This is a genomic window from Pseudomonas imrae (assembly GCF_046352735.2).
Classification (GTDB): domain Bacteria; phylum Pseudomonadota; class Gammaproteobacteria; order Pseudomonadales; family Pseudomonadaceae; genus Aquipseudomonas; species Aquipseudomonas imrae.
This window is the reverse complement of sequence record NZ_CP110853.2, coordinates 3045210-3065414: the sequence shown is the minus strand read 5'-3', so window position 1 is coordinate 3065414 and position 20205 is coordinate 3045210. Positions and strand designations below refer to the sequence as shown.

The 20205-nt window shown below is 59.8% G+C and carries 20 protein-coding genes; 11 read left to right on the top strand and 9 right to left on the bottom strand.

Features of this window, described 5'->3' with window-relative positions; translation table 11 throughout:
• Positions 1-45: 45 nt before the first annotated feature.
• The 7 genes from dhaL to OQ460_RS13595 all read right to left on the bottom strand — a co-directional run bounded on the left by dhaL (position 46) and on the right by OQ460_RS13595 (position 7269).
• Complete coding sequence (dhaL, locus tag OQ460_RS13625; RefSeq protein WP_410017996.1) at positions 46-690, bottom strand: dihydroxyacetone kinase subunit DhaL; 645 nt, start codon at positions 688-690, stop codon at positions 46-48.
• A 3-nt stretch (positions 691-693) separates the two neighbouring features.
• Positions 694-1695 carry a dihydroxyacetone kinase subunit DhaK gene (locus tag OQ460_RS13620; protein WP_410017995.1) on the bottom strand — a complete coding sequence of 334 codons (1002 nt, stop codon included), beginning with the start codon at positions 1693-1695 and terminating at the stop codon, positions 694-696.
• A gap of 43 nt (positions 1696-1738) precedes the next feature.
• Positions 1739-2854, bottom strand: a complete 1116-nt coding sequence (locus OQ460_RS13615; protein WP_410017994.1) for an MDR/zinc-dependent alcohol dehydrogenase-like family protein — start codon at positions 2852-2854, stop codon at positions 1739-1741.
• A gap of 27 nt (positions 2855-2881) precedes the next feature.
• Positions 2882-3637, bottom strand: a complete 756-nt coding sequence (locus OQ460_RS13610; RefSeq protein ID WP_410017993.1) for an SDR family oxidoreductase — start codon at positions 3635-3637, stop codon at positions 2882-2884.
• 92 nt (positions 3638-3729) lie between these two features.
• Positions 3730-4740 (bottom strand): substrate-binding domain-containing protein, encoded by a 1011-nt coding sequence (locus OQ460_RS13605; RefSeq protein WP_410017992.1) that lies wholly within the window; start codon positions 4738-4740, stop codon positions 3730-3732.
• A 55-nt stretch (positions 4741-4795) separates the two neighbouring features.
• Positions 4796-5785 (bottom strand): ABC transporter permease, encoded by a 990-nt coding sequence (locus tag OQ460_RS13600; RefSeq protein ID WP_410017991.1) that lies wholly within the window; start codon positions 5783-5785, stop codon positions 4796-4798.
• The gene (locus OQ460_RS13595; RefSeq protein ID WP_410017990.1) at positions 5782-7269 is read right to left on the bottom strand and encodes a sugar ABC transporter ATP-binding protein; all 1488 of its coding nucleotides are present in this window, start codon (positions 7267-7269) and stop codon (positions 5782-5784) included. The genes OQ460_RS13600 and OQ460_RS13595 overlap by 4 nt, the downstream gene beginning before the upstream one ends.
• Positions 7270-7551: 282 nt before the next feature.
• Here OQ460_RS13595 and rpiB point away from each other — a divergent pair, with 282 nt between their 5' ends.
• The 11 genes from rpiB to OQ460_RS13540 all read left to right on the top strand — a co-directional run bounded on the left by rpiB (position 7552) and on the right by OQ460_RS13540 (position 17646).
• The gene (gene rpiB / locus OQ460_RS13590; RefSeq protein WP_410017989.1) at positions 7552-8013 is read left to right on the top strand and encodes a ribose 5-phosphate isomerase B; all 462 of its coding nucleotides are present in this window, start codon (positions 7552-7554) and stop codon (positions 8011-8013) included.
• Between the two features lie 63 nt (positions 8014-8076).
• Positions 8077-9057 (top strand): sugar-binding transcriptional regulator, encoded by a 981-nt coding sequence (locus tag OQ460_RS13585; RefSeq protein ID WP_410017988.1) that lies wholly within the window; start codon positions 8077-8079, stop codon positions 9055-9057.
• A gap of 263 nt (positions 9058-9320) precedes the next feature.
• A complete protein-coding gene (locus OQ460_RS13580) occupies positions 9321-10877 on the top strand; it encodes a TerC family protein (RefSeq protein ID WP_410017987.1) in 1557 nt (518 codons plus the stop codon).
• Between the two features lie 326 nt (positions 10878-11203).
• Positions 11204-12052 (top strand): transporter substrate-binding domain-containing protein, encoded by an 849-nt coding sequence (locus OQ460_RS13575; RefSeq protein WP_410017986.1) that lies wholly within the window; start codon positions 11204-11206, stop codon positions 12050-12052.
• Between the two features lie 52 nt (positions 12053-12104).
• Positions 12105-12767, top strand: a complete 663-nt coding sequence (locus tag OQ460_RS13570; RefSeq protein ID WP_043051429.1) for an amino acid ABC transporter permease — start codon at positions 12105-12107, stop codon at positions 12765-12767.
• An 11-nt stretch (positions 12768-12778) separates the two neighbouring features.
• Entirely contained in the window at positions 12779-13441 is a 663-nt protein-coding gene (locus tag OQ460_RS13565; RefSeq protein ID WP_410017985.1) for an amino acid ABC transporter permease, read from the top strand.
• On the top strand, positions 13438-14223 hold the full coding sequence (locus OQ460_RS13560; protein ID WP_410017984.1) for an amino acid ABC transporter ATP-binding protein: 786 nt from the start codon (positions 13438-13440) through the stop codon (positions 14221-14223). Before OQ460_RS13565 ends, OQ460_RS13560 begins: the two co-directional genes overlap by 4 nt.
• Positions 14224-14251: 28 nt before the next feature.
• Positions 14252-14638: a RidA family protein gene (locus OQ460_RS13555; RefSeq protein WP_410017983.1), complete on the top strand. Its 387-nt coding sequence runs from the start codon at positions 14252-14254 to the stop codon at positions 14636-14638.
• Between the two features lie 78 nt (positions 14639-14716).
• On the top strand, positions 14717-15481 hold the full coding sequence (locus OQ460_RS13550) for an IclR family transcriptional regulator (RefSeq protein WP_410017982.1): 765 nt from the start codon (positions 14717-14719) through the stop codon (positions 15479-15481).
• A 17-nt stretch (positions 15482-15498) separates the two neighbouring features.
• On the top strand, positions 15499-16707 hold the full coding sequence (locus OQ460_RS13545) for an amino acid deaminase (RefSeq protein WP_410017981.1): 1209 nt from the start codon (positions 15499-15501) through the stop codon (positions 16705-16707).
• A 30-nt stretch (positions 16708-16737) separates the two neighbouring features.
• Positions 16738-17646, top strand: coding sequence for a sugar kinase (locus tag OQ460_RS13540; RefSeq protein WP_410017980.1), 909 nt, complete (start codon positions 16738-16740; stop codon positions 17644-17646).
• Positions 17647-17713: 67 nt separating this feature from the next.
• Here the strand turns inward: OQ460_RS13540 and OQ460_RS13535 are convergent, their stop codons facing one another.
• Together OQ460_RS13535 and OQ460_RS13530 are read right to left on the bottom strand one after the other, a co-directional pair.
• A complete protein-coding gene (locus OQ460_RS13535) occupies positions 17714-17989 on the bottom strand; it encodes a peptidylprolyl isomerase (RefSeq protein ID WP_007898282.1) in 276 nt (91 codons plus the stop codon).
• A 41-nt stretch (positions 17990-18030) separates the two neighbouring features.
• Entirely contained in the window at positions 18031-20205 is a 2175-nt protein-coding gene (locus tag OQ460_RS13530; RefSeq protein ID WP_410017979.1) for a hybrid sensor histidine kinase/response regulator, read from the bottom strand.

The following is a 20205-nucleotide window of genomic DNA, read 5'->3' as shown; positions in this document are numbered from 1 at the left end:
CCAGCCTCGCCTGGGCTCTATAGCTGCTACGCAATGCGCTGTTGGCTAACGCAAGCGCGGCTGCACCGAATCCGCCAGCCGGGTCAGGATCAAGCAGCACGATACTGCCCCGGCATCCAGCACACCCAATGAACGTTCTCCCAAGCGACTGGCCCGGCCGATTTTCGCCACCAGGTCCTTGGTCGAATCGCGCCCTTGAGAGGCTGCACTTTTCATTTTTTCCAGCGCGTCACGAAAAGACGTACCACAAGCGTGTGCATGCTCGAAAGCCTCCACCGCCGGAATCAGCGTATCCATCAAGCACTTGTCGCCCACGCCCGCCTCGGTGATGTCTTGCAAAGAGGTGAGGCCGCCGCGCAGCAGGCGGGCAAAGGTCGCGGCGTCGATAGTTTCGCTGGTACGCACCTCGTCAGCCATGCCAATGAACAAACTGCCATACAGCGGGCCCATGGAGCCGCCGATGCCTTCCATCAGGCTCAAGGTCAGCTCGTCCAGCGCCTCGGCCAATGTCAGTTGCCGACCTTCAATGGTGCGCCCGCAATGGGCAAAGCCCTTGGCCATGTTGATGCCGTGGTCACCATCGCCAATCGCGCCATCGACTTCACTGAGGTATTCACGGTTGGCAACGATCACGCTCACCAGGTCGGTGACAATGGCGCTGCCGTCTTGGGTAGAGAAATGCTGGCTCATGAGTCAATCCGCCTGGGTCATGCCGATGGAGCGGCAGGGTTGGTCGATCAGTGATTTCAGTTCGGCGTCCAGGCCCAGCAGGGTCAGGGTTACGCCCATCATTTCCAGGGAGGTGAAATAGTTGCCGACATAGCAGCGATGAACCTTCAGTCCCTTGCCCTTGAGCTGGCGCTCGACTTCGGCGTAGAAGATGTACAGCTCCATCACTGGCGTCGCGCCCAGGCCAGAAACCAGCACCACGACGCTGTCATCCTGGCTGAAATCGCGGTCAGCAAGAATCGGCGCCAGCATGCGTTCGGCCATGGCCGCTGCGGATTCGATGGGGATCACTTCAATTCCCGGTTCGCCGTGATGGCCAATGCCCAGCTCCATCTGGCCGTCCGGGATCTGGAAGTTCGGCTTGCCCACCGCGGCAATGGTGCAGGGTGTGAGGCCGATGCCGATGGATCGGCAGTGGTCGACAGCTTTCTGGGCGACGCGAATCACGCCATCCAGGTCGTAATGCTGTGCAGCGGCAGCCCCGCCGACTTTCCACATGAAGATCTCACCGGCCACGCCACGACGCTTGGCGATCTCGGCCTTGGGCGCCGAAGCCACGTCGTCGTTGGCAACCACCGTGCGGATCTGCATGTCCTTGCTGGCGGCCATTTTCATTGCCAGCTTCACGTTCATGTTGTCGCCTGCATAGTTGCCGTACAGGCAGGCGACGCCAGCACCATGATCGGCGACGCGGAAGGCGTCGAAAAAGCTTTTGGCGGTAGGCGAGGAGAAAATTTCGCCAACGGCTACCGCATCCACCAGGCCAGGGCCGACGTAACCGAGGAACGCCGGTTCATGGCCGGAGCCGCCCCCGGTCACGATGCCTACGCGGTTCGGACCCGACGGCCTGGCTTTGCTGATGACCCGAGGGTTGGTTTCGCTTTGGCGCAGTTCGGGGTGGGCGACCAGAATGCCGCGCAGCATGTCCTCGACCACCTGGTCCGGATCGTTTATCACTCGATTCATAATGCGGGCTCCTGTGTTCTTGTTTTGAAGGGAGGTGAACCGTTCAAGGTTCGAGAACGACTTTCAGCGACTTGTCCCCACGCTCCATCACCGCAAACGCTTGCTTGAAATCCGCCAGGGCAAATTTATGGGTTACCACGTCGCGCATATCGATCTTGCGCTTGCCAATAAAGTCGATGGCCCGTGGGTACATGTATGGCCCCAGGTGCGACCCAAGGACATCCAACTCCTTGCGGTCGCCGATGATTGACCAGTCGACGGTGGCCTCGTCGTTAAAAACGCTGAATTCGACAAAGCGCCCCAGCTTGCGCAGCATGGCCAGGCCCTGGTTGACCGCCTTGTGGTGCCCGGTGGCTTCAATGTAAATGTCGCAACCATAGCCGTCGGTGATTTCGCGAATCTTCGCCATGACATCGACTTCGGCCGGGTTCCACACTTCATCGGCGCCCATGCGCAAGGCCAACTCGGCGCGTTCGGGCTTCATGTCGAGGACGATGAGTTTTTTAGGGTTGCGCAGACGCACCGCGCCAATGATCCCGAGCCCCAGGGTGCCAGCCCCGGCAACCACCACCACATCATCGAAATCGACATTTGCCCGTTCGGCAGCGTGCAGTGAACAGGCCAGCGGCTCGATCAGGATCGCCTCGTCCGGGGCGATGGAGTCCGGCACTTGGTGAATGATGCCTTCCTTGGTGAAGATCATGTATTGGGCCATGGCTCCCTGGACGTTGTTCTGGAAGCCGTAGAGGTCGTGCTTCTGGCACATCCAGTACTGGCCGTGGTTACAGAAACGGCAACCCCAGCACGGCACGATCTGCTCGGAAATGACGCGGTCGCCGATCTTGACCCCGCGCTTTTCGGCGCCCGGGCCAAGGGCGACGACACGGCACACGAATTCGTGGCCGGGGATCATCGGCGGTTTGACGTAGCGTGGTTGCTCGGCATCCCCCCAGAACGAGGGTGCGCCGCGGTAAGTCTTGATATCGCCCATGCAAATGCCACACAGCTCGACTTTGGTGAGGATCTCGTCGGGGCCGGGCGTCGGTACGTCGACGGTTTCCAGGCGATAGTCTTCCGGGCCATGACAGACCACGGCCTGCATGGTCTTGGGAATGATCGGGTTGAGTTGTTCGGCGGTGCGTTCGGTAGTTGTGGACATGACAAGGCCTCACGACAAAAAGATGAATTACTGAATGCTGTAGCCGCCGTCGATCACCACGTTTTCGCCGGTGATCATCTTTGCAGCGTCGCTGAGCAGGTACAACGCCAGCCCGGCGATTTCATCCGGCTGGGCAAAGCGCCCGACCGGGATCTGCAACTTGGCCCGCTCGCCCACTTCACCGGCCCAGGCTTTCTTGCCCAGGGCCGTTTCGACGATGGTGGGGGAGATGGCGTTGACGTTGATGTGCGGCGCCCACTCCATGGCAAGTACTTTGGTCATGCCGACAATCGCAGCCTTGCTGGCGCAGTAGGCGACATGGCGGTCCAGGCCGATGACGGCAGCCTGTGACGCCAGGTTGACGATACGCCCGCTGCCCTGGGCCAACATATGTCGGGCGCAGGCCTGGGCCACGAAAAAACTGGCTTTGAGGTTGATGTCCAGGGTGGTGTCCCAGGCGTTTTCGCTGACGTCGATGGCCTTTTCCAGCATGACCACGCCCGCGCTGTTGACCAGGTAATCCAGGCGCTTGAAGTGATCGAACACACGATCGACACTGCTTTGCACCTGGTCGAGTTGGCGCAGGTCTACAGCGATACCGATGTGCCCGCTGCCGAGGCTGGCCGCAACGTCGGCCACCGCCGGATCACGGTCCAGCAAGGCGACACGTGCGCCGCGCTCCACCAGCAGGCTGGCGCAAGCCAGGCCGATCCCGGCGGCCCCACCGGTAATCACCGCGCAACGGCCGGTGAGGTCGAAGGCCTGATTCCAGAATCCAGACATTGGGTTGACTCCATTCTCAAAAACAGTGGCGATCAAATGTGGGAGCGGGCAAGCCCGCTCCCACATTTGGATTGCATTACAGGTTGCAACCGTTACTTCGCGCCGATGACCTGTTGGTACAGCGCATCGGCATTCGCATTGGTCACCGGTACCCACGGCAGGATGTACTCCTTGATGCTGCCGTCGCCCCATTTCACATCCTTGGCATAACGCTCCCAGATCACCGACCGAGGCTTGTAATCCTCGCCGGCCAATTGGCGCAGGGCGACGTCGAGGGCACCCTGGGATTGGGCCTGGGCATCCTGGAGGAAGGTAGTGACTTCATCTCTCTTGGCGGCCTGGATCGCATCCGGCATGCCGTCGATGGAGGTCACCGGCACTTCAGTCGGCGTCAGGCCACGGGATTTCACCGCTTGCAGGGCGCCGAGGGCCATGTCGTCGTTTTGCGCGATGATTCCCGAGATACCGCCATTGGGGTGTGCGTTGAGCCAGTCCTCGGTCAGAGCCAGGGCTTCAGCGCGGGACCAGTTGGCGGTCTTCATTTCAATGATCTTGATGTCCGGGTGTTTTTTCAGCACTTCCATCTCGCCGCGTTCCCGATCGATCTGTGCGGACTGGCCAATCGGCCCCTGGATGATTGCCACGTTGCCCTTGCCCTTGAGCTTGTCGACCATGGCCTGGGCCTGGAGGCGACCGCCCTCGACATCATCGTTGCCCACGTATGGCACGCTTGGGTCGGCCAGCTTGGCATTGGAGGCGATCACCGGGATATCTTCGGCCATGGCACGCTTGACGGTGCCGATGCCGGCCTTGGTATCGATGGGTACGAACAGGATTGCGTCGTAGCGCTGGGTGATCATGGTTTCGATCTGGTTGTTCTGGGTCAGCGCGTCGTAGTTGCCGTCGAACACGGTGATTTGCACGCTGCCGTCCTTGACGGCCGGGTGTTCCTTGAGCTCGCGCACCCAGTTCTGCATGAACTGACCCTTGAGGCCGTAGACGGCGGCACCGATCTTGTAAGGCTTGCTTTCGGCGGCCAGGCTGATGCTGCTGGCAAGCAGGGTGAGGGCCGCGACCGCGGCAAAGGATGTGGCGAATTTCATGATGAGAACTCCGTTTATTGTTGTGGTCGTTCAGTTCGTTTCAGAGGAAAAGCGGCTAGCGTTTTTTCTTGCGCCACACGTCAATCAGCACCGCGAGCACAATGATCAAGCCCTTGGCGACCTGCTGGTAATAAGAAGACACGCCGAGCAGGTTCAAACCGTTGTTGATGACCCCGATCAGCAGGGCGCCGAACAAGGTGCCGACAATGCTGCCGGTGCCACCGGACAGGCTGGTGCCGCCGATCACCACGGCGGCAATCGCATCCAGCTCATAAGACATGCCCGCCTGGGGCAGGGCGGAGGTAGTGCGTGCTGCCAGCACCACGCCGGCCAGGCCTGCCAGCAGCCCGGAGACCACATACACCGAGAACGTCACCTTGCGCACGCCGATCCCTGAGGTGCGTGCGCTCTTCTCGTTGCCACCGACCGCATAGATGTAGCGCCCGTAAGTGGTGTAGCGCAGCACCATCCAGAAAATCAGCGCGACCACGGCGAAGATGATCACCGGTACGCCAATCGGCCCGAGCTTGCCGATGCCCAGCGCAAGATAGGCGTCGGGCAGGTCGGTGACCGGGCTGCCGTCATTGAGAATGAAGGTCATGCCGCGGGCGATGCTGAGCATCCCCAGGGTCGCGACAAAGGGCGGGATCGACAGGTTTGCGACCATGAACCCATTGACCATCCCCAGCATGGCGCCGGCAAACATCCCGGCGCTGACGGCTGCCAGCAAGCCGTGACCTTGGGTGACCACCAGCGCACTGCACAGCCCGGCGAAAGCCAGGATCGAGCCTACCGAGAGGTCGATGCCCTTGGTCAGGATCACATAGGTCATGCCCACGGCGAGGATGCCGTTGATGGAGGTCTGGCGCAGGATGTCCATCCAGTTGCGCCAGGTCATGAAGTATTCGCTGGAAAAGGCCATCACCACGCACAGCAGGATAAATACCAGCGGCAGGCCGAAACGGTCCAGTGACAGGCGCAGGCGGCTGCGCGGTGCGGCGCTGATTGCGGACGTTTTTGCAGAAGAGAGTGTTTTGGCATTCATGAGGCAAGACTCAACAAGGCTTCCTGGGAAAGGTCGGTGTCGTTGCTGATAGTCACCAGCCTGCCGCCCTTGAATACAGCGATGCGATCGCTCAAGTGCAGTAACTCTGGCGCTTCCGACGACACCACGATGGCCGCGCCGCCGGCGCGCACGAATTGGTCGAGCAGGTGATAGATCTCTTGCTTGGCGCCTTCGTCGATGCCACGGGTCGGTTCATCGCACAGCAGGCAGATCGGTTGGGTCGACAGGCACTTGGCGAGCACGACTTTTTGCTGGTTGCCACCGCTCATGGAGGCCACCGGAAGATCCAGGGAAGTGGTTTTGATCTGCAGGCGCTTGACCATGTCCAGGGCCAGTTGGTTTTCCTTGCGGGCATTGATCAGCGACCAGCTCGACAACTGCTTGTAGGCCGACAGCGCAATGTTCGAAAGGATGCTGGCGCTGAGCACCAGGCCGCTTTCCTTGCGATCCTCGGTAACCAGCGACATGCCGGCGCGGATGGTTGCCTTGGGCTGGCCGATGGGCATTGGCTTGCCTTGCAGGCTCATGCTGCCGGAATCCGGGGTGGTCAGGCCATACACACAGTTGAGAAACTCGCTGCGCCCCGAGCCCATCAAGCCATAGATGCCGAGAATTTCGCCCTGGCGCAGTTGCAGGGTGATGTCCTGGAACTCGCCGCTGCGACTCAGGCCGGACACATCCAGGCAATAATCAGCGGTGCATTCGCGTCCGACCTTGTGATCGATACGCGTCAATTCCTGGCCAACGATGCCGCGCACCAGGTGGGCGCGGTCGATATCGGCCATGCGTCCGGTCTCGACGAAGGCTCCGTCGCGAAAGATGCTGTAGTCGTCGGCGATCTGTGCCAGTTCGCTGAGACGATGGGACACATACACAATGCCGGCGCCACGGGCGGTGAGGCGGCGGATGGCCTTGAACAGGGTTTCGGCTTCGCGCTCGCCGATGGCCGAGGTGGGTTCGTCCATGATCATCACTTGGCAGTCATGGCTGAACGCCTTGGCGATTTCTACCAACTGGATCTGCGCCACGCTCAAGCGGTGCATGGGCAGGCTGGCGTCGACGTCGAACTCCAGGTTTTCCAGCAGCTCGCGGGTACGTCGATAGAGCGCCTTGCTGTCGACAATGCAGCCGGCGCGGCGTGGTTCGCGGCCCAGCCAAATGTTTTCAGCGACGGTCATGTAGGGAATAGGCTCAAGCTCCTGGGTAATCATCGCAATCCCTGCCGCCAGCGCTTCGCTCGGACGGTTGAATTGCACAGGCGTGCCGTTGAGCAGGATGCTGCCGGCGTCACGTTGAGTGATGCCCATCAGGATGCTGAGAAACGTGGATTTGCCCGCGCCATTGCCACCGCACAGGGCATGCACGCTGCCAGCACGCAGCGAGAGCCGGCCGTCGCGCAGGGCAGGGATGCCGGCGTAAGCCTTGGCGACATGTTCAGCCTGGAGCAGTAATGGCGTGGCCATTGGCGTGTCCTCGTGCTGTGAATTCTTATTAGATACGCAGTCGCTTGACCGTGTGATCATATGTGTACCAAATGAAATTCTGATCAGTCAATCTCTTTCACTTAAAAGTTGTAGCAGCCTTCGTTTACGCAAACAACGCCCGATAACAGGCCTTTGACCGACAGGTCAGTTAAATCTTGCTTGACAGGTGGCGCTCAATGTCCGAGAAATGCCTGAGAGAAATTTCAGTTAGTGATCATATGATCGGTATCGAGTTTCACCACAGCAGCGGAGCCAAATGCCATGAACACACCTTTCCCGGTGGCTATCGGGTGCGATGAAGCGGGTTTTGAACTCAAGCAATTGTTGAAGTGCCACATTGAAGCGTTGGGTTATCCGGTGACTGACTTTGGTACCCATTCCACGGCCCCGGTGCTCTATCCGGACATCGCGCTGGCGGTGGCCACGGCCATCAACGCCGGACAGCAGCGCTTGGGAGTGCTGGTGTGCGGTACGGGAATCGGCATGGCCATTTCGGCGAACAAAGTACTGGGGATTCGTGCCGCTCAGGCCCATGACACCTATTCGGCGGAGCGGGCACGCAAAAGCAATGATGCACAAATCCTGTCGATAGGCGCACGGGTGGTCGGTGCGGAGCTGGCCAAAAGCATCGTCACCGCGTTCCTGGCCTCGGAGTTCGAAGTGGCGCGTTCCGGGGCCAAGGTCGAGCGCATCAATGCCATTGAGCGCGACGGGCATCAGTAGTGGACGTGACGGGGTAAGAGTCGGGAGAATGCGCCTTTGATGCCGAAACGGAAGCCCGTTGCCATGAGTGACAGCACCCAGCGCACTGCCAGCGATATCGATCTGATGACCGAAGTGGCGATGCTTTATTACCTTGAGAATGTCACTCAGGAGGCCATTGCCAAGCGCTTTGACCTGTCCCGGGCAAAAGTCAGTCGACTGCTCAAGCGTGCGCGCGATGAAGGGATTGTCGAGGTGCGCGTGCTGCAGCACCCGGCGATGAACAATGAGCTGGAGCAGGCCCTGGTGCAGCGCTTTGATCTGGATCGCGCATTGATTGCAGTCGATCACAGTGATCCTGACACCCAGCGCTCGGCAGTCGCGAGCCTGGTGGCCAACTACCTGAACAAAACCTTGAGCGACGGCATGATTGTCGCCGTGGGCATGGGTCGCAATGTTGGTGCGGTGGCCGATAACGTATTTTTGCCGGTGACCCGCAATTGCACATTTGTGTGTGCCATCGGCGGTTCCCTCAAGGCTGGGGAGTACATGAACCCGGACCATATCTGCCGTCGCCTGGCCCTGCGCTTTGGCGGTGAAAGTGAAAGCCTGTATGCCCCGGCGCTGGTGGCCAACCCGGAGTTGCGCAGCGCGCTGATCAGCAACGACACGGTACGCTCGACCCTGGACCGCGCGCGCCGCGCTGACCTGGCCTTGATCGGCATTGGCGATATGAGCGAGAACAGCAACATGGTGCGCATGGGTTGGTTTTCACCCCAGGAAATCTCCCAGGCGCGGCTGTCCGGGGCCGTGGGCGACATGATGGGTTATGACTTTATCGACATCTACGGTCAACTGGCAGCCAACACGATTCAAGGGCGAGTGATTGGGTTGACGGTGCAAGAGCTGTTTCGTATTCCCGATGTGGTGGCCATTGCCAGTGAAAACACCAAGGCGGCGGCGACCCTGGGGGCTTTGCGTTCCGGTGTAATCAACACCTTGGCAACGACGGTCACCAATGCCCACACGATTTTGGCGCTGGATGACGCGACACGCAAAAGCTGACGCATCGCATGTCTGAGGGGGACAGATCTTGTAATAGTTTTGCGTTGTAGGGGATTTGGCCTTAGGTTGTACGATTAAAATCCTTTTGTCACTGCAGGACTTGCATGAACACCCTCTCGGAGCCTCCCAGTCGTCTTTCCCCAAGGCCCTCGCTGCTCCCGCTGAAACATCCCGTATTCCGGCTGCTCCCCTTTTTCGGTCACCTGACCGCACTTTGCCGTGCCCGGCATTCTGATAATCAATAAAGAGACTGAGACTTTTATATGGAATGGATAGCGGATCCAACGGCCTGGCTCGGCCTGTTGACCTTGATTGTGCTGGAGTTGGTGCTGGGCATCGACAACCTGGTGTTTATTGCGATCCTGGCAGACAAGCTGCCGCCGGAGCAGCGTGATCGTGCGCGGTTGATCGGTCTTTCCCTGGCGTTGATCATGCGCTTGGGCCTGTTGGCGAGTATTTCCTGGCTGGTCACCCTGACCCAGCCGTTGTTCGAGGTATTCGACAAGAGCTTCTCCGGGCGCGACCTGATCATGCTGTTCGGTGGTGTGTTCCTGTTGTTCAAGGCCACCATGGAATTGCATGAGCGCCTGGAAGGGCATATCTCCCAGCGCACCGGCAACGCCGGCTACGCAATGTTCTGGCCGATCGTGGCGCAGATTGTGGTGTTGGACGCGGTGTTCTCCCTCGATGCGGTGATTACCGCGGTCGGCATGGTGGACGAACTGGCGGTGATGATGATCGCGGTGATCATTTCCATCGGTCTGATGATCGTGGCCAGCAAGCCGCTGACCCGTTTCGTCAATGCGCACCCGACAGTGATCATGCTGTGCCTGGGTTTCTTGATGATGATCGGTTTCGCCCTGACCGCCGAAGGCCTGGGCTTCCACATTCCCAAGGGCTATCTGTACGCGGCCATTGGCTTCTCGATCCTGATCGAGGTCTTCAACCAGATTGCCCGTGCCCGCCGCAAGAAGTCGGCACAAGGTCTGCGCCCGGTTCGGGAGCGTACGGCCCACGCCGTGATGCGCCTGTTGGGTGGGCGCAGCCTGGCGGTGGAAGAGGTTGGTGAAGACGTTACCGACCTGTTGGGTGATGCCGATAACAATCAAGGGCCGTTGTTTGACCGTCGTGAACGGGTGATGATCAGTGGTGTGCTGCAACTGGCCGAGCGGCCGATCCGTACCTTGATGACGCCACGCGCCAACGTCGACTCGATCGACCTGGCAGACGATCCCGAGACCATTCGCCTGAAGCTGATGCATTCGCCCTATTCGCGCTTGCCGTTGATCCGTAACGGTGCGGTGGATGAGCCCTTGGGCTTCGTCCACAAGAAAGAGTTGCTCAAGGAGTACCTGGCGGGCAACGAGCCGAACCTGGAGCACCTGGCGCGCCGGGCGATCAATCTGCTGGACAGTTTTTCGATCCTCAATGCCCTGGAGCAGATGCGCCAGGAATCCACGCACATTGCTTTCGTGATCAACGAATTCGGCGATTTCATGGGAGTGTTGAGCATGACCGACATCCTTGAGTCCATCGCTGGCGAGTTGCCGGATGCCAGTGAGGTCGAAGGGCCGGATATCGTCCAGGAGCAGGGCGGGTTCCGTGCCAATGGTGCTTTGAACCTTAACCTGCTGAGCCAGCGCACCGGTTTCAAGGCGGCTGCCACCGAGGATTACCAGACCCTTGCAGGCCTGGTCATGAGCCTGTTGGATCGCTTGCCGGTGGTGGGTGACAGCCTCGAATACGAAGGCTGGCGCCTGAAGGTGGCGGCGGTGGAAGAGCGGCGGGTAACGCAGGTTTTTCTCGTGCCCCTGCAGTAACGACGTGATGTATTGAGTAAAGCCTCTTCCAGCGTTTGTTTACCAAACTCTGGAGGGGGCTTTTTTTTGCTCCGACCGTGAGCTTCCTCAAAGCAATCATGCACCCGGATGTGGCCTGTCACCGCATGGTGTGGCCCGCAGTAGCACTCTGCTCGCTGATCTCGGCGCAACGCCGCAGTGGGTTTGCTTCTTATCTTTCTGAGTTTCAAAGCATTTATTCGTGAGGTGTTTTCGTCATCAGCCTGTGGCACACTTCCTGCTGTTTATTCCGTTGTTACATACCAAGTTCCGGTATAGCGGAATAAACAACTTCTGGAGTGTTCGCCATGTACCACCGACCTTCTGTATTCAAGGCATGTGTTTTTCTCTGCGCCGCATCTGCTTGTCTCGCAAGCGTTGTGCAGGCAGCAGACAGCAAGCTCGATGATGTGCTCAAGCGTGGGCATTTGATCGTGGGTACGGGCAGTACCAACGCGCCGTGGCACTTCCAGGGAGCGGATGGCAAGTTGCAGGGTTTTGATATCGACATCGGCCGCATCGTGGCCAAAGGCTTGTTCAATGACCCGAGCAAGGTCGAGTTCGTGGTGCAGTCCTCTGATGCACGGATTCCCAACCTGTTGACCGATAAAGTCGACATGAGCTGCCAGTTCATCACCGTCACCGCGAGCCGGGCGCAGCAAGTGGCGTTCACCTTGCCGTACTACCGCGAAGGCGTAGGCCTGCTGCTGCCGGCCAATAGCAAATACAAGGAAATAGAAGACCTGCAAGCTGCTGCAGACGAGGTAACCGTGGCCGTGTTGCAGAATGTCTACGCCGAAGAGTTGGTCCATCAGGCGCTGCCCAAGGCCAAGGTCGACCAGTACGACAGCGTCGACCTGATGTACCAGGCCGTGAACTCCGGGCGCGCCGATGCCGCCGCCACCGACCAGTCTTCGGTCAAGTACCTGATGGTGCAGAACCCGGGCCGTTACCGCAGCCCAGCCTACGCCTGGAGCCCGCAAACCTATGGCTGTGCGGTCAAGCGTGGCGACCAGGACTGGCTGAACTTCGTCAATACCGCCCTGCATGAGGCCATGACCGGCGTTGAGTTCCCGACCTACAAGGCATCGTTCAAGCAATGGTTTGGCGTGGACCTGCCTGAGCCTGCGATTGGTTTTCCGGTCGAGTTCAAATGATGTGTAACCCTGGGGCGTCGCTACAGGCGCCTCGAATCAGGTGCTGGCGACCATGAACTATCAGTTGAATTTTGCCGCCGTCTGGCGCGATTTTGACACCTTGCTGGCGGGGCTCGGTCTGGGGCTTCAACTGGCATTGCTGTCGATCGCCATCGGCTGTGTGATCGGCCTGTTGATGGCCTTTGCCATGCTGTCCAGGCACCGTGCGCTGAGAATCCTCGCGTCGGTGTATGTGACGGTGGTGCGCAACACGCCGATCCTGGTGCTGATCCTGTTGATCTACTTCGCCTTGCCCAGCCTGGGCATTCGTCTGGACAAGATTCCTTCGTTCATCATCACGCTGTCGCTGTACGCCGGGGCCTATCTGACCGAAGTGTTCCGCGCCGGGCTGTTGAATATTCCCAAGGGCTTACGCGAAGCAGGCTTGGCCATTGGTCTGGGCGAGTGGCGGATACGGGCCTACATCACCGTGCCGGTGATGTTGCGCAACGTGCTGCCGGCACTCTCGAACAACTTTATCTCGCTGTTCAAGGACACCTCCCTGGCGGCCGCGATTGCGGTACCGGAGCTGACCTATTACGCCCGCAAGATCAACGTCGAAAGCTACCGGGTGATTGAAACCTGGCTGGTCACGACGGCGCTCTATGTGGCCGCCTGTTACCTCATCGCCATGCTGCTCCGTTATCTGGAACAGCGTCTGGCAATCCGCCGTTAAGGAAGGTGCCCATGTACGAATCCCCCAGTTGGCTGCATGAGTTGTGGATCGCCCGGGACACGCTCTGGGCGGGGTTTCAGACCAGTGTTTATTGTTCAGTGCTGGCGATTATCTTTGGCACCCTGATAGGCATTGTCGCCGGGCTGGTGCTGACCTACGGCAAGTTCTGGATGCGTGCGCCGTTTCGTTTGTACGTTGACCTGATTCGCGGCACGCCGGTGTTTGTGCTGGTATTGGCATGCTTTTACATGGCGCCGGCCCTTGGTTGGTCGGTCAGTGCATTTCAGGCCGGCGCGTTGGGTTTGACGCTGTTCTGCGGTTCCCACGTTGCGGAGATCGTGCGCGGTGCTTTGCAAGCCATTCCCCGTGGTCAGTTGGAAGCCGGCAAGGCCATTGGGCTGACGTTTTTCCAGTCACTGGGCTATGTGTTGCTGCCTCAGGCGTTGCGGCAAATCCTGCCCACCTGGGTCAATTCGTCCACGGAAATCGTCAAGGCCTCGACCTTGCTTTCGGTCATTGGCGTCGCAGAATTGTTGTTGAGTACGCAACAGGTGATCGCGCGTACCTTCATGACCCTGGAGTTCTATCTGTTCGCCGGTTTTCTGTTTTTTGTCATCAACTACGCCATCGAATTGTTCGGGCGCTACATTGAAAAGCGGGTGGCCTTGTCATGACTCAATCTTCTGTTGCAACCCAGCCATTGCTGGATATTTGCGGCTTGCGCAAGCAATACGGCGCGGTGGAGGTGCTCAAGGGTGTCGACTTGTCGATGCAGCGCGGCAACGTGGCGACATTGATCGGCTCCAGCGGTTCTGGCAAGACGACGCTGCTGCGCTGCGTCAACCTGCTGGAAGAATTCCAGGGCGGGCAGATCACCCTTGAGGGCGAGTCGATCGGCTACAGCGAAAACGCGGGCAAGCGCGTACGACATCCGGAAAAGCTCATCGCCCAACATCGCGCCATGACTGGTATGGCATTCCAGCAGTTCAACCTGTTCCCGCATATGACGGCGTTGCAGAACGTCACCCTTGGCCTGCTCAAGGTCAAGAAGATGCCCAGGGACCAAGCCATTGTCCTGGCCGAAAAATGGCTGGACCGCGTGGGATTGCTGGAGCGGCGCAATCACTTTCCCGGTCAGTTGTCGGGTGGGCAGCAACAGCGTGTGGCGATTGCCCGGGCCATTGCCATGAATCCGAGCCTGATGCTGTTCGATGAAGTGACTTCGGCACTGGACCCTGAGTTGGTCGGTGAGGTGCTCAGTGTGATCAAGGGTTTGGCGCAAGAGGGCATGACCATGTTGCTGGTGACCCATGAGATGCGTTTTGCCTATGAGGTCTCGGACAAGATTGTGTTTATGAACCAGGGCCGCATTGAGGAACAGGGAGCACCGAAAGATCTCTTCGAGCGCCCGCAATCGCCGCGCCTGGCGGACTTTTTGAAGAACATCCGGTTTTGATTTTCAGTTTCATATCAGGAGAAACATTATGAGCATTACTCGTTATGGCGCTGGCAGCACCGCCGGTGGTGGCCAACCTCGTCCTTTTGCCCGCGCCGTGGAAGCCGATGGCTGGTTGTACGTCTCCGGGCAAGTGCCGGCGGTGGAGGGTGAAATCATCAGCGGTGGGATCGTCGAGCAGACTCACCAGACCATGAAGAATGTGGTCGCGATTCTCGAAGAAGCCGGCTACGCCCTCGAGGATGTGGTGCGGGTTGGCGTGTGGCTGGAAGATCCACGGGATTTCTGGAGTTTCAACAAAGTGTTTGGCGAGTATTTCAGCCCTGAACATGCGCCGGCCCGGGCGTGTGTGCAGGCGAACATGATGGTTGATTGCAAGGTTGAGATTGATTGCGTGGCTTATAAGAAAAAGTGATGGGTAGGGTGGGTGGTGGGCTTGAGGGCCCCCCATCCAGTTATCATCCCAGCCTTTCCAACGGGACCCAAGACTGCCATGACCGAAGACACCATCAAGCGCCGCGCCAAAGGCCTCGACCGGGCGTTCGATATTCTCGACTTCCTCAAGGAAGTCGGCCAGCCCCTGCGCCCGAACGACATTGCCAGCGGCATTGGCAGCCCTAAATCCACGGTGTACGAGCTGGTTGCTTCGTTGCTGGAGCGGCGGATTCTCGAAGCCGTGGGCAAGGACGGCCACGTTTACCTGGGGCGCCAACTGTATTTCCTCGGCCAGGCGCACCTGCGTCATTTCGACTTGACCCGCGAGGCTGATCACGCCTTGCAGCAGATCGTCAGCCAGACTCACGAAACCGCGCAGATGTGCCTGCTCAACGGCCGCAAATATACGGTCGCGCTGATGCGCGAGGGCCAGCGGCACTTCCGGATTTCCTCGGACATCGGTGAAAACGCGCCGATTCCCTGGACCGCTTCCGGACGCTTGCTGTTGGGCCATTTGAGCGACCAGCAGATTGTCGACCTGATTGAGCCGGACGACTTCATTCTGCCCGACGGCCAGCGCCTGCCATTGGAAACCTTCCTCGGGCAAATTCGCCAGGCCAGCCTGGATGGCTTCTTTTCCTTCGATAGCGTCGCCGACACCTTTACCCATTGCTTTGCCGCTCCGGTACGGGACGCGCAAGGTGTCAGCATTGCGACCTTGTGCATCGTCGCGCCACGGGCCGATGCCAAAACCCACTACAACGACTACCGCCGGGTGCTGATCGAAAGCGCCAACAACCTGGCCCGTCGTATCAACGAATAACGAAACGGAGTAAGCCCATGTCTGCCTTCAATGCCGTTGAAAAAGGCACCGCCGACCTCGGTGCGCATCTGGTACGCGACGTCAGCCTGCCTGCGCTGGTGCTGCACCGCGATGCGCTGGAGCATAATATCCGCTGGATGCAGGATTTCGTCAGCAAAAGTGGCGCGCAACTGGCACCACACGGCAAGACCAGCATGATGCCGGCGCTGTTCCAGCGCCAATTGGCACAAGGTGCCTGGGGTATCACCCTGGCCAGCGCGGTGCAGACACGCGCCGCGTATGCCGGCGGGGTGCGCCGGGTGTTGATGGCCAACCAACTGGTCGGCGCGCCGAACATGGCGCTGATTGCCGACTTGCTGACCGACCCCGAGTTCGACTTCTATTGCATGGTCGATCACCCAGACAACGTCGCTGACCTCGGTGCTTTCTTCGCCGCCCGTGGCCTGCGGTTGAACGTGATGATCGAATACGGCGTGGTCGGCGGGCGCTGCGGTTGTCGCAGCGAGCAAGAGGTCCTGGAGCTGGCCCGGGCGATCAAGGCCCAGCCCGCGTTGGCCCTGACCGGTATCGAAGGTTACGAAGGGGTGATCCACGGCGAGCAGGCCATCAGTGGCATCCGCGAATTCGCCGCTTCGCTGGTGCGCCTCGCGATAGAGCTGCAAGACAGCGGCGACTTCGATATAGACCAGCCCATCATCACGGCCTCGGGGTCGGCCTGGTACGACCTGATTGCCGAGTCTTTCGAGGCGCAAAATGCGGCGGGGCGCTTTCTCAGTGTGTTGCGTCCTGGCAGCTATGTGGCTCACGACCATGGCATCTACAAGGATGCGCAATGCTGTGTGCTCGAGCGTCGCAGTGACCTCGATGAGGGCCTGCGCCCGGCCCTGGAAGTGTGGGCCCACGTTCAATCGTTGCCGGAGCCCGGTTTTGCGGTGATTGCGTTGGGCAAGCGCGATGTGGCCTATGACGCCGGCTTGCCAGTGCCTCTCAAACGCTACAAGGCTGGCGTGTTGCCGGCAGTGGGTGTGGATATCGAGGGGTGCAAGGTCACGGCTGTGATGGACCAGCATGCATTCATGACAGTCGCGTCGGGGGTGCAGTTACGCATCGGTGACATCATTTCTTTCGGCACCTCGCACCCTTGCCTGACCTTCGACAAGTGGCAAACCGGTTGCCTGGTGGATGATCGGTTGCAGGTAATCGAAAACTTGCAGACCTGCTTCTAGAGCGTATCCCAAGCCCATTGAGACCCGTCCATGACCACACCCCTGCGCATCGCCTTGATCGGCGAATGCATGATTGAACTGCAACACCGCGCCGACGGCAGCCTGCAACAAAGCTTCGGCGGCGATACCCTGAACACGGCGGTTTACCTGCGTCGCGAGCTGGGCGACAACAGCGTGGTGGATTACGTCACTGCCCTGGGCGATGACAGCTTCAGCGATGCCATGTGCCAGCAATGGTCAGACGAAGGCCTTGGCCTGGACATGGTCCAGCGCCTGCCGGGCCGGTTGCCGGGGTTGTACTGTATCCAGACCGACGCGCGGGGTGAGCGTAAATTCCTCTATTGGCGCAATGAAGCAGCTGTGCGCGACTGCTTCACCACGCCGGCAGCGGAGCCGATTCTCGCGGCCTTGCCGACATACGACGTGCTGTATTTCAGCGGTATCACGCTGGCAGTGCTGGGTGAGGCTGGGCGTGAGCGTTTGTTGGCTACGCTGATCGAGGCTCGTAAACGCGGTGCAAAAGTGGTGTTCGATAATAACTACCGACCGCGATTGTGGGCCAGTGTCGAGGTCGCGCGCGCCGCCTATCGTGGGGTGCTGGCCCACGTGGACATTGCTTTGTTGACCGAGGATGACGAGCGCGCATTGTTTGGCTACGCGGACAGTGAACAGGTATTTGCCGCCTATCCAGGGCTTGAGGAAGTGGTGCTCAAGCGTGGCGCGGATGAATGCCTGATGCGTTGTGGGGGCGAGCGTTTTGCCGTGCCGGCGCAGCGGGTCGAAAAGGTGGTGGATACCACCGCGGCGGGAGATTCGTTCAGCGCGGCGTATCTGGCTAGCCGGCTCAAAGGCGGCACACCGGAACAAGCGGCCCGTTCCGGGCATCAGCTGGCAAGCCAGGTGATCCAAGTGCCGGGCGCGTTGATGAAACACCCGTAGCAGCGCTCAAGTAGAGCGGGGCGGCGCTGGGCTGCGAAGCAGCCCAGAAACCGACCACCCTGCAGATTCAGTCGCGGTAAAAAACCTGCACCAGGTGATAGCCAAACTTGCTCTTGATCGGCCCATGCACCACCCGCAGCGGCTTCTTGAAAATCACCGCGTCGATCACCCCGACCATCTGCCCCGGACGCACTTCGCCCAAGTCACCACCACGCTTGCCGGATGGGCAGGTGGAGTATTTCTTGGCCAGCACATCAAAGGCTTCGCCCTTGGCAATACGTTGCTTGAGCTGTTCGGCTTCTTCGCTGGTTTTTACCAGGATATGACGGGCTTGGGCTTTCATCGGGCAGTTACCTTGCAACGGTCGGGCTTGAAGGCGCGCGATTATGCATCAACTTTCTGATTGGCGTTGATCATGCTGCGAATTTTAGTGGCCAGCAGGTCAATCGAAAACGGTTTGGCCACCATGTCCATGCCTTCTTCGAGAAAGCCCTGGCGCTCGGCGGCCTTCTCGGCATAACCGGTCATAAACAACACTTTGAGCCCCGGACGGTGTTGACGGGCAATCTCCGCCAATTGTCGACCGTTCATACCGGGCAAGCCGACATCGGTTACCAGCAAGTCCACACGCAGGTCAGACTCCAGCAGTGGCAGCGCGGCCCGTGCATCGGCGGCCTGATGGGCGGTGTAGCCCAGTTCGTCCAGTACGTTGACCACCAGCATGCGCACCGCCGGATCATCCTCGACGACCACCACCGCTTCGCCGTCCAGGGCGACAGGTGCTTCGCAGGGGCTTTCAGGCGGATGTTTCTCCAGGGCGGTGCCATGCAGGCGCGGCAGGTACAGGCGTACGCAGGTGCCGCGGTCGGGCTCGCTTTGGATCGTGACATGACCACCGGATTGCTGGGCAAAGCCGTAGATCATCGACAATCCCAGGCCGGTACCCTGACCGATGGGCTTGGTGGTGAAGAACGGATCGAAGGCCTTGGCCAGGATCTTCGGGGTCATGCCGGCGCCGTTATCGCAGACGCCCAGCATCACGTAATCGCCGGCCTTGACCGGCTCCAGGGTGATGATATCGGTGCCATCCAGGTAGCTGTTGGCTGTCTCGATACGCAACTGTCCGCCATCGGGCATGGCGTCGCGAGCGTTGATCACCAGGTTGAGCAGGGCGTTCTCCAGTTGGCTGGCGTCGGTATTGACCGGCCAGATATCGCTGCCCAGTTGCACCATGAGTTCGATATGGGCGCCCTTGGTGCGACGGAACAGTTCTTCCAGGGACGTTACCAGCTGGTTGGGATCGATGGGCCGTCGATCCAGGGACTGGCGCCTGGAGAAGGCCAGCAAACGATGAGTCAATGCGGCAGCCCGATGGGCCGATGACACGGCGGCGTCGGTGAAGCGGCCAATCTCCTCGCTGCGACCGGCCGCGATGTAGCGCTGCATCAGGTCCAGGCTGCCGATGATGCCGGTGAGCATGTTGTTGAAGTCATGGGCGATGCCACCGGTGAGTTGACCGACGGCTTCCATCTTTTGTGCATGACGCAGGGCGTCTTCGGCGCGTTCGCGCTCGAACATCTCGTTCTGCAGGCGCTGGTTGGCTTCGGCCAGCGCCTGGGTGCGCTGGTTCACGCGCTCTTCGAGGGTATCGTTGAGGTGGCGCAGCGCCTGTTCGGTGTGTTTGCGTTCGGTCAGGTCCAGGGCGGCGCCGAGGAAGCGGGCTGGTCGGCCATGATGGTCCTTGTAGCACCGGCCACGGGCGAATACCCAGCGCACCTGGCCGTTGGCCTGGAGCAGGCGATACTCTTCGGCGTACTCGGTGCCGTGGGCGATGCAATGCTTGATGCTGCGGGTCACCATGCCACGGTCTTCCGGGTGGACTCCAAGCAGATAGTCGCTGATGGGCAGCCGATCGGCCTGCTCAGAGTGAACACCATGCAGTTGGGCGAAATGCGCGTCGGCAATAAAGCGATCACTGCGGATATCCCAATCCCAAGTGCCTACCGCATCTGTCGCGGCCAAGGCCAGTTGCAGGCGTTGTTCGGTGTTGTGCTGGGCCTTGAGGCTTTCTTCGGAGCGTTGTTGCAGTTCCTGGGCAAATTGCCGGCGCTCGTTGGTTTCGATGGCGGTGACGAGGATGCCCGCAACCTGGCAGCGCTCGTTGCGGATCGGACTGTAGGTCAGGTCAAGCCAGATTTCAGTGTCGCGATGGTTGCGCTGCAGGATAAAACGCTGCTCGCTGAAACTGCGCACCTGGCCGCCCCATACGGCGCTGTAGATCGGATCGGTGAAGCTTTCGAACTCTGGCCAGATCAGGTGGGTCGGTTGGCCAAAGCCTTGCGGGTGCTTGTTGCCCGCCAGCAGCGCAAAGCCATCGTTGTAGATCTGCGTGAGCTCTTCGCCCCACAGCAGGAGCATCGGCATCGGGGAGTGGATGACGATATCGATCGCCGTGCGCAGGCTTTGTGGCCAGTTTTTGGCATCACCGAGGGGGCTTTTTCCCCAGTCCAGCCGCGCGATCAGTGCGCAGGCTTCGCTGCCGGTGGACGTTCCGTTCAT

Coding starts and splice junctions, on each gene's coding strand:
- dhaL (WP_410017996.1), bottom strand. CDS start 690: ATGAGCCAGCATTTCTCTACCCAAGACGGCAGCGCCATTGTCACCGAC.
- OQ460_RS13620 (WP_410017995.1), bottom strand. CDS start 1,695: ATGAATCGAGTGATAAACGATCCGGACCAGGTGGTCGAGGACATGCTG.
- OQ460_RS13615 (WP_410017994.1), bottom strand. CDS start 2,854: ATGTCCACAACTACCGAACGCACCGCCGAACAACTCAACCCGATCATT.
- OQ460_RS13610 (WP_410017993.1), bottom strand. CDS start 3,637: ATGTCTGGATTCTGGAATCAGGCCTTCGACCTCACCGGCCGTTGCGCG.
- OQ460_RS13605 (WP_410017992.1), bottom strand. CDS start 4,740: ATGAAATTCGCCACATCCTTTGCCGCGGTCGCGGCCCTCACCCTGCTT.
- OQ460_RS13600 (WP_410017991.1), bottom strand. CDS start 5,785: ATGAATGCCAAAACACTCTCTTCTGCAAAAACGTCCGCAATCAGCGCC.
- OQ460_RS13595 (WP_410017990.1), bottom strand. CDS start 7,269: ATGGCCACGCCATTACTGCTCCAGGCTGAACATGTCGCCAAGGCTTAC.
- rpiB (WP_410017989.1), top strand. CDS start 7,552: ATGAACACACCTTTCCCGGTGGCTATCGGGTGCGATGAAGCGGGTTTT.
- OQ460_RS13585 (WP_410017988.1), top strand. CDS start 8,077: ATGAGTGACAGCACCCAGCGCACTGCCAGCGATATCGATCTGATGACC.
- OQ460_RS13580 (WP_410017987.1), top strand. CDS start 9,321: ATGGAATGGATAGCGGATCCAACGGCCTGGCTCGGCCTGTTGACCTTG.
- OQ460_RS13575 (WP_410017986.1), top strand. CDS start 11,204: ATGTACCACCGACCTTCTGTATTCAAGGCATGTGTTTTTCTCTGCGCC.
- OQ460_RS13570 (WP_043051429.1), top strand. CDS start 12,105: ATGAACTATCAGTTGAATTTTGCCGCCGTCTGGCGCGATTTTGACACC.
- OQ460_RS13565 (WP_410017985.1), top strand. CDS start 12,779: ATGTACGAATCCCCCAGTTGGCTGCATGAGTTGTGGATCGCCCGGGAC.
- OQ460_RS13560 (WP_410017984.1), top strand. CDS start 13,438: ATGACTCAATCTTCTGTTGCAACCCAGCCATTGCTGGATATTTGCGGC.
- OQ460_RS13555 (WP_410017983.1), top strand. CDS start 14,252: ATGAGCATTACTCGTTATGGCGCTGGCAGCACCGCCGGTGGTGGCCAA.
- OQ460_RS13550 (WP_410017982.1), top strand. CDS start 14,717: ATGACCGAAGACACCATCAAGCGCCGCGCCAAAGGCCTCGACCGGGCG.
- OQ460_RS13545 (WP_410017981.1), top strand. CDS start 15,499: ATGTCTGCCTTCAATGCCGTTGAAAAAGGCACCGCCGACCTCGGTGCG.
- OQ460_RS13540 (WP_410017980.1), top strand. CDS start 16,738: ATGACCACACCCCTGCGCATCGCCTTGATCGGCGAATGCATGATTGAA.
- OQ460_RS13535 (WP_007898282.1), bottom strand. CDS start 17,989: ATGAAAGCCCAAGCCCGTCATATCCTGGTAAAAACCAGCGAAGAAGCC.
- OQ460_RS13530 (WP_410017979.1), bottom strand. CDS start 20,205: ATGAACGGAACGTCCACCGGCAGCGAAGCCTGCGCACTGATCGCGCGG.